Origin of the sequence: Aquabacterium sp. (genome assembly GCF_049274795.1) — a bacterium.
Lineage (GTDB): Bacteria > Pseudomonadota > Gammaproteobacteria > Burkholderiales > Burkholderiaceae_C > Aquabacterium.
This window is the reverse complement of record NZ_JBASTH010000115.1, coordinates 42,757-49,664: the sequence shown is the minus strand read 5'-3', so window position 1 is coordinate 49,664 and position 6,908 is coordinate 42,757. Positions and strand designations below refer to the sequence as shown.

Sequence of the window (6,908 nt, the reverse complement as noted above, 5' to 3'; positions counted from 1 at the left end):
CCCAGGCCGATCACCGCATGCGCGCCATGTACGCCTGGCACGCCATGGAAGAGATGGAGCACAAGGCCGTGGCCTTCGATGTGCTGCAGAAGGTGGCCAAGGTGGGTTACCTGCGCCGTACCCTGGCGCTGGTGTTCGTGACGCTGGGCTTCAACCTCAACGTGATGCTGAACACCAGCTACATGCTCAAGATCGATGGTTTCAGCCGTGCCCAGCGCTGGAAGATGGGCGCCAAGGGCCTGTGGTGGCTGTTCGGCTGGAACGGGCTGTACTCGCGCCTCACGGGCAAGTACCTGCGCTATTTCAAACCCGGCTTCCACCCCTGGGACACGGGCGTGATCAAGAGCTACCAGGTCTGGGTGGACACCTACAACCGCACGGGCGATCCGATCCAGGCGGGCGAAGCGCTGCAGGCGTTGCACGCCGTTTGAGCTAGCCAACCAACCGAGTCAAAAACAACCCGCCCCGGGCCTGTGAAGGCTGCGGGGCGGCTTGCCTGGTCAGTTCACCATGCGGTTGCCCTTTCGGGCGGCTGTGCCGGGATCCGGGGCGCCGGTGGCACGCATGATGTGCCGGTCCGTCACGCCGATGCCGCGCAGAAACTCCTCGCGCAGACGCAGCACGTCCTGGATGGTGTCTTCGGTGGCGTCGACCAGGTAGCCCTGGATGCGTTCGAGCTCTTCGATCTGCTGCTCGCTGAAGCTGGGGCGGGCCCAGGTGGGCAGCACGACGCAGGGGCAGAAACCCCAGGCGCCGGGCCGGTAGTGCACGTCCTGCTCCAGCAGGGCCTGGGTCAGGTCTTCCAGGGCGCTGCTGCCCAGGTCCTGTTCCAGGCCGGTCTCGATCACCTGGGCCGCCACCACGCGGGGGGCGGCCAGGTCGATCACCAGGCGGCACATCACGGGGTCGGCAAAGGGGTGAGGCTGGTATCGCCAGTGACCTTCCATCAGGCAGGCCGCCGCGATCGGTTGATCGCAGTCCGACGAAACATTGTCGAGCCAGTTCATGCGCCATCCTCCAGTGAAAGGGGTTTCAGGAAGGTGGCCTCTGCGGTGTGTACAGCACAGGGCACTGAACACATCATGCAGAAACCAGGCCATTCGTGTTGGGCAAATTGCATGCCCTTCCCCTTCTTCGGCGTATCTTTGCAACGCGCCCCGGGATGTGCCAACTTCGCCTATATTCTGGAAGGCTGCACTGAGTGCTGAATGAGCCCGGGAGGGCGTCTCAGCGCCGCGCGTGCCCGCAGTGTGCCCACCCCAGCCCGACCAGGCCCAGCCCCATCAGGGCGTAGGTGGAGGGTTCGGGCACGCCAGGGACCACAGGCGGGCTGACATAGGCGTATTGCATGCTGAAGGTCTGGTCGACCAGCGCACCAGCCAGGAACAGCAGGTTGACATCCAGGTCGCCACCGGTCGTGTTGGTGTACGAGAAACTGAACGTGTCGCTGGCCTGCGAGGTCAGGTCGATCAAGCTGCAGTCGGTGCACAGGTCGTTGTCGACACGGAGCTCGTTCCCCATGCCGAACGACTTCATCGAAGGGTCTGCCAGGGAGTCCACATAGAAATAGGCCCCTACCCCGGCCCTCGCCGTTGCCGAATACGAGTAGTAGCTCAGGTCGCGGGTGGGGTCCTTCTGGGCCAACATGGTGTCCCGGAGATCGGCCACCTGTTGCTGCGACAGGTTCAGCGAGGTGGCATACGAGCCTTCGAGCACGATCGTCGTGCCGGCACCCAGGGTGATCTGGAACGGGAAACCCAGGCCTTGTGTGCCATAGGCATAGTCGTAACCGATGGTGGCCATCGAATTGGACGTGCCTGAGACGGACATCCCATATGACGAACTGGACTGGCCGGTCAGGTCATTGCTGCTGCCCAGCGTGGCCGACGCCGAGCCGCCTGTTCCGCCCAGGGTGGCCGAGCCCAGCGAGGTCGCAGCAGAAATCGATGGCAGCGGCAGGCCGGGCAGGTTGCCGAGCTGGCCATCGCTTTGATAGCCCACGTCGGTGACGCTGCTCACCGACGTGTCCGTCGGGTTGAAGGCGGGCAATGGGAGGATGCTGCCGCCGTTGTTGTCATCGATGAGGGTGAGGCGCAGGTCGCTGAAGCTGACTTGCGCGCTGATGGCCGCGTGCGCATTGGTGAGGCTCAGCGTGGCGAGCAGGCAGGCCGCGGCGACGGCCGATGATGTGGCGTTGAAGGCCATTCGAAACTCCCTTGGATTGGTGACGAGAAGTTTCTGCGGCGCAGCAGGCCAGGGTCAACAGACGTTGGGGTGCGATTTGGCGCCCGTGCCACATGGGCAGGGGCTGATCCCCCGCTTCGGGGGATCAGCGGCTACGGGTTAGACCTGTGCGTGCCGTGCTCAGCGCTCGATGCTGATCAGCTCGACGGTGAAGGTCAGGTCGGCATTGGGCGGGATCACGCCGCCGGCGCCGGAAGTCCCGTAGGCTGTTTTGGCCGGGCATTGCAGGGTGGCCTTGCCACCCACCTTCAGCGTCTGCACGCCTTCTGTCCAGCAGGGGATCACGCGGTTCAGGGGGAACACGGCCGGCGAGCCACGCTTGTACGAGCTGTCGAACACGGTGCCGTCCTTGAGCTTGCCTTCGTAGTGCACCTTGACCACGCTGGCGGCGGTGGGCTGCGCGCCGGAGCCGGCCGTGAGGTGGGTGACGACCACGCCGGAGGGTAGGGTCTGGGTGGCGGCCGCGGTGCTGGCCAGGGCGGGCAGGCTCAGGCCGCACAGGGTTGTCAGGGCGAGGGTGGCCAGCAGGGGGCGGGTGCTCAGCATGGTGATGACTTTTCTGGGATGTTGAGGGGGGATGCCGGGTGGCAGCTTGCCACGTTTCCCGTGTCCGGCAAGTCACAGCTTGTTCGATCCGGGTAAGCTGGCAGGACCACTTTGCTGCAGGACATGCCCGCTGCCTTGATCGACGACCCTCGTCTGCGTGAGCTGGCGCGCATGAAGCGCGTCTCGCTGGCCTGCCTGCTGCTGGCGGTGGTGGGCCTGTTCACCAGCGTGGCGGCCATGGGGCAACCCGGCGCGCACGGCGGCTGGGCCTGGTTCAAGGCCTTCTGCGAGGCGGCCGTGGTGGGCGGCCTGGCCGACTGGTTCGCCGTGGTGGCGCTGTTCCGCCGGCCGATGGGCTTGCCGATCCCGCACACGGCGCTGATCCCCCGGGGCAAGGAACGCATCGCCGACAGCCTGGCGGTGTTCGTGCGTGACAGCTTCCTGGCGCCCGAGGTGCTGCTGGCCAAGCTCAAGGTGTTCAACCCGGCCGAGCGTCTGGGCCAGTGGCTGCGCCAGCCCGAGAACCTGGAGACGGTGGCCGGCTCGGTACGGTCGATGGCGCTGGAGGCGCTGTCACTGCTGAACGAGCAGGCGGTGCGCCGCGCCATCGGCGAGTTCCTGGTGGCCCGGGCCCTGCGCTGGGATGCAGCCGCCACGGCCGGCAGCGTGCTGGACGTGCTGACGCGCGGCGGGCGCCACCAGCAGGTGCTGGACGCGGCCCTGCAGAAGGTGGGCGACTACCTGGCCACCGACGAGATGCGTGAACTGGTGGCCGGCCGCCTGGTGGGCTATGCGCGCAAGGAGTGGCCCAAGATCACCACCGTGGTCGACACGTTCGGCAGCATCGACAAGATGGCCGCGAACATGTCGGACCGCCTGGCGCTGGAACTGGTGAGCGAGGTGCACAAGGCCGTGTCGCAGCCCGACCATGCCGTGCGCCAGCGCTTCGATGCGTGGATGGCGGATTTCATCGAGCGGCTCAAGGGCGATCCGTTCTTCGCGCAGGAGGTCAATGCGCTCAAGGACCGCGTGGTGCAGCGCGACGATGTGCGCGACTACCTGGAAGGCGTGTGGACCACGGTGCGCGACAGCCTGGAGGCCGACATCCGCCGGGAGGATTCGGCGCTGCTGGGCCACCTGCGGGCCTCGCTGGCGGCGCTGGCTGGCCGGCTGGGGCGCGATCCTGGTCTGGCCGATGCCATCAACGAGCACGTGCTGTCGGCCAGCGGCGCGCTGGTCGAGCGCCTGCGCGAAGGCGTGGCCGGCCACATCTCGGCCACGGTGCGCGCCTGGGACGACCGCAGCCTGGTGCAGCAGATCGAGCTGGGCGTGGGCCGCGATCTGCAGTTCATCCGCCTGAACGGTACGCTGGTGGGCGGGGTGATCGGGCTGGTGCTGTATGGCGCCACCTGGTGGGTGTCGCACTGAGGCAGCGCGAGGGCCGGGCATTGGATGGGGCTTTTGCGAATCTGCTCCAATCGTGCGCAAGCGTGCGTGCACCTTTGTTTTGAGCGCGCCCTGTGGAGCAACACATGTCCGAATCCGACAACTACACGCCTCCCGCCGTCTGGACCTGGAAGCAGGGCAACGGTGGCCAGTTCGCCAACATCAACCGCCCGATCGCCGGGCCGACGCACGACAAGGATCTGCCCGTCGGCAAGCACCCCTTGCAGCTGTACTCGCTGGGCACGCCCAACGGCCAGAAGGTCACGGTGATGCTGGAAGAGCTGCTGGAGGCTGGCCACACCGGTGCCGAGTACGACGCCTGGCTGATCCGCATCAACGAGGGCGCGCAGTTCGGCTCGGGCTTCGTCGAGGTGAACCCCAACTCCAAGATCCCGGCCCTGGTGGACCGCAGAGGCCCCGAGCCCATCCGCGTGTTCGAATCCGGCGCCATCCTGATCCACCTGGCCGAGAAGTTCGGCGCCTTCCTGCCCACCGAGCCGGCCAAGCGGGCGGAGTGCCTGTCGTGGCTGTTCTGGCAGATGGGCAGCGCGCCCTTCCTGGGCGGCGGCTTCGGCCACTTCTATGCCTACGCGCCCACCAAGATCGAGTACGCCATCGACCGCTACGCGATGGAAGTCAAGCGCCAGATGGATGTGCTGGACCGCCACCTGGCCGAGCACCGCTTCCTCGGTGGCGACGAGTACACCATCGCCGACATGGCCATCTGGCCGTGGTACGGCGCGCTGTCCAAAGGCCAGCTCTACGGGGCTGGGGAATTCCTGCAGGCGCACACCTACACCAACGTCGTACGCTGGGCGGACGAGATCGCGCAGCGCCCTGGTGCGCGGCGCGGTCGCATGGTCAACCGCACCTTCGGCGATCCCGCGAGCCAGCTGCACGAGCGGCATGACGCCAGCGATTTCGACACGAAGACGCAAGACAAGCTCAACCCCGCCTGACGCCCTCGCATGACCATCACCCTCTACGACTGCGCCACCGCTCCCAGCCCCCGCCGCGCCCGCATCCTGCTGGCCGAAAAGGGCGTGCCCCACGAGACCGTGCAGGTGGACCTGCGCAGCGGTGAGCAGATGGGCGAGGCGTTTCGTCTGGTGAACCCGTCATGCACGGTGCCGGCCTTGCGCACGGAAGAAGGCCCGGTGCTGACGGACAACGCCGCCATCGCGGCCTACCTGGAGGCGCGCTTTCCCGAGCCGCCGATGATGGGCGTGACCCCGCTGGAGAAGGCCGAGGTGGCCAGCTGGTTCTGGCGCGTGGAGTTCGAAGGCCTACTGGCCATCGCCGATGCCTTTCGCAACAGCAGCCCGGCGATGCTCAACCGCGCCCTGCCCGGGCCGGTGGACCACCCGCAGATCCCGGCGCTGGCCGAGCGAGGGCTGCTGCGCATCGGGCAGTTCTTCGACACGCTCAACGAGCGGCTGGCGCAGCGCGAGTTCATCGCGGCCGACCGATTCAGCATCGTCGACATCACCGCCGTGGTGGCGGTGGATTTTGCGCGGGTGGTGAAGGTGCGCGTGACCGAGGCGCACCCGCACCTGCTGCGCTGGCGCGAGGCCATGGGGCAGCGGCCGTCGATGTCTCTTTGAGAGACACGGGCCTGGCGCTCAGTCGGGCGCCTTGAACACCAGCACCTTCAAGGCGCGGTCGGGGGACACGTCGGTGAAGGCCGCAGGGTTGGCCAGGCGCTCCACGAAGCCGATGCCGGGCGCCTCTGCCGTGACCAGGTCCTTCAGGACATCCGGCCCCAGCTTGGTCGAGTTGAGGCACAGCAGTGCATGGCCGCCCGGCGCCAGCAGGTCGGGCAGGCGGCGTACCAGCCGGGCATAGTCCTTCTCGGCCACAAAGCTGCCCTTCTGGTAGGTGGGCGGGTCCATGATGACCAGTTCGTAGGGGCCGCCCCGGGTGATCTTGCCCCACGAGCTGAAGATGTCGTGCGGCAGGAAGCTGGCGCCCTGCGTGATGCCGTTGAGGTGGTGGTTCTGCTTGCCGATGGACAAGGCGCCGCCGGCCATGTCCACGTTGATGACTTGCCCCGCGCCGGCCTGCATGGCCACGACCGAGAAGGCGCAGGTGTAGGCGAACAGGTTGAGCACCTTGGCGCCTGGGCGGGCCGCCACGTGCGCGCGCACCCAGCGGCGGCCCTCGGCCATGTCCAGGAACAGGCCGTGGTTCATGCCGCGCAGCAGGTGCACCTTGAAGCGGGCGCCCTGCTCGGACACGTCGTGCGGATCGGGCACCTCTCCGGCCAGCAGGCGGGTGGTGGCGCGTACCTCGTCGCGGTGCTGGAAGACCAGGTTCAGGGGCTGGCCAGGCGCGATGGCGTCCCAGCGCTGCTGCAGTGCGGCCTGCACGGTGGCCAGGTCGTCGTCTGACACGGGCTGGAAGCTGGTGAGCAGCCAGGCGGGCGGGTAGGCGTCCAGCGTCCATTGTTCGCAGCCGGGGTAGAGGCCGCCGCGGCCATGGAAGAGGCGCTGCGCATCGGTGGGGATGTGGTCGATGCGGGCGATGGCATCGAGCAGGGCTTGGAAGGGCAGGGACACGGGAGCGAAGGCGCGCGGGGCGGTGAAGGGATGTGCAGGGACGCGAGGCCTGCATTGTCGGCGACCCGGCCGCATCCCTAAGGCCAGGGATGGGCGCCGGGGCCTGCGTCGATA

8 protein-coding genes are annotated in these 6,908 nt (G+C 67.4%); 4 read left to right on the top strand and 4 right to left on the bottom strand.

The features are described 5' to 3' along the window. A partial coding sequence (locus WAQ08_RS19335; protein WP_422193915.1) for a metal-dependent hydrolase occupies positions 1-431 on the top strand: 431 nt, incomplete at its 5' end. A gap of 69 nt (positions 432-500) precedes the next feature. Here the strand turns inward: WAQ08_RS19335 and WAQ08_RS19330 are convergent. The 3 genes from WAQ08_RS19330 to WAQ08_RS19320 all read right to left on the bottom strand — a co-directional run bounded on the left by WAQ08_RS19330 (position 501) and on the right by WAQ08_RS19320 (position 2,790). Beyond that, positions 501-1,007: a hypothetical protein gene (locus WAQ08_RS19330; RefSeq protein WP_422193914.1), complete on the bottom strand. Its 507-nt coding sequence runs from the start codon at positions 1,005-1,007 to the stop codon at positions 501-503. A gap of 220 nt (positions 1,008-1,227) precedes the next feature. Then, a complete protein-coding gene (locus WAQ08_RS19325) occupies positions 1,228-2,205 on the bottom strand; it encodes a PEP-CTERM sorting domain-containing protein (protein ID WP_422193913.1) in 978 nt (325 codons plus the stop codon). Positions 2,206-2,364: 159 nt separating this feature from the next. After that, positions 2,365-2,790 carry an FKBP-type peptidyl-prolyl cis-trans isomerase gene (locus WAQ08_RS19320; protein WP_422193912.1) on the bottom strand — a complete coding sequence of 142 codons (426 nt, stop codon included), beginning with the start codon at positions 2,788-2,790 and terminating at the stop codon, positions 2,365-2,367. Positions 2,791-2,913: 123 nt separating this feature from the next. Here WAQ08_RS19320 and WAQ08_RS19315 point away from each other — a divergent pair, with 123 nt between their 5' ends. The 3 genes from WAQ08_RS19315 (at position 2,914) to WAQ08_RS19305 (ending at position 5,840) form a co-directional block, all read left to right on the top strand. Beyond that, the gene (locus WAQ08_RS19315; protein WP_422193911.1) at positions 2,914-4,218 is read left to right on the top strand and encodes a DUF445 domain-containing protein; all 1,305 of its coding nucleotides are present in this window, start codon (positions 2,914-2,916) and stop codon (positions 4,216-4,218) included. Positions 4,219-4,322: 104 nt separating this feature from the next. After that, positions 4,323-5,195 (top strand): glutathione-dependent disulfide-bond oxidoreductase, encoded by an 873-nt coding sequence (yghU, locus tag WAQ08_RS19310; protein ID WP_422193910.1) that lies wholly within the window; start codon positions 4,323-4,325, stop codon positions 5,193-5,195. 9 nt (positions 5,196-5,204) lie between these two features. Beyond that, positions 5,205-5,840, top strand: a complete 636-nt coding sequence (locus WAQ08_RS19305) for a glutathione S-transferase family protein (protein WP_422193909.1) — start codon at positions 5,205-5,207, stop codon at positions 5,838-5,840. Positions 5,841-5,858: 18 nt separating this feature from the next. On the opposite strand, the gene WAQ08_RS19300 is transcribed toward WAQ08_RS19305, so the two are convergent. Beyond that, positions 5,859-6,794 (bottom strand): class I SAM-dependent methyltransferase, encoded by a 936-nt coding sequence (locus tag WAQ08_RS19300; RefSeq protein ID WP_422193908.1) that lies wholly within the window; start codon positions 6,792-6,794, stop codon positions 5,859-5,861. Between the last annotated feature and the right edge of the window lie 114 nt (positions 6,795-6,908).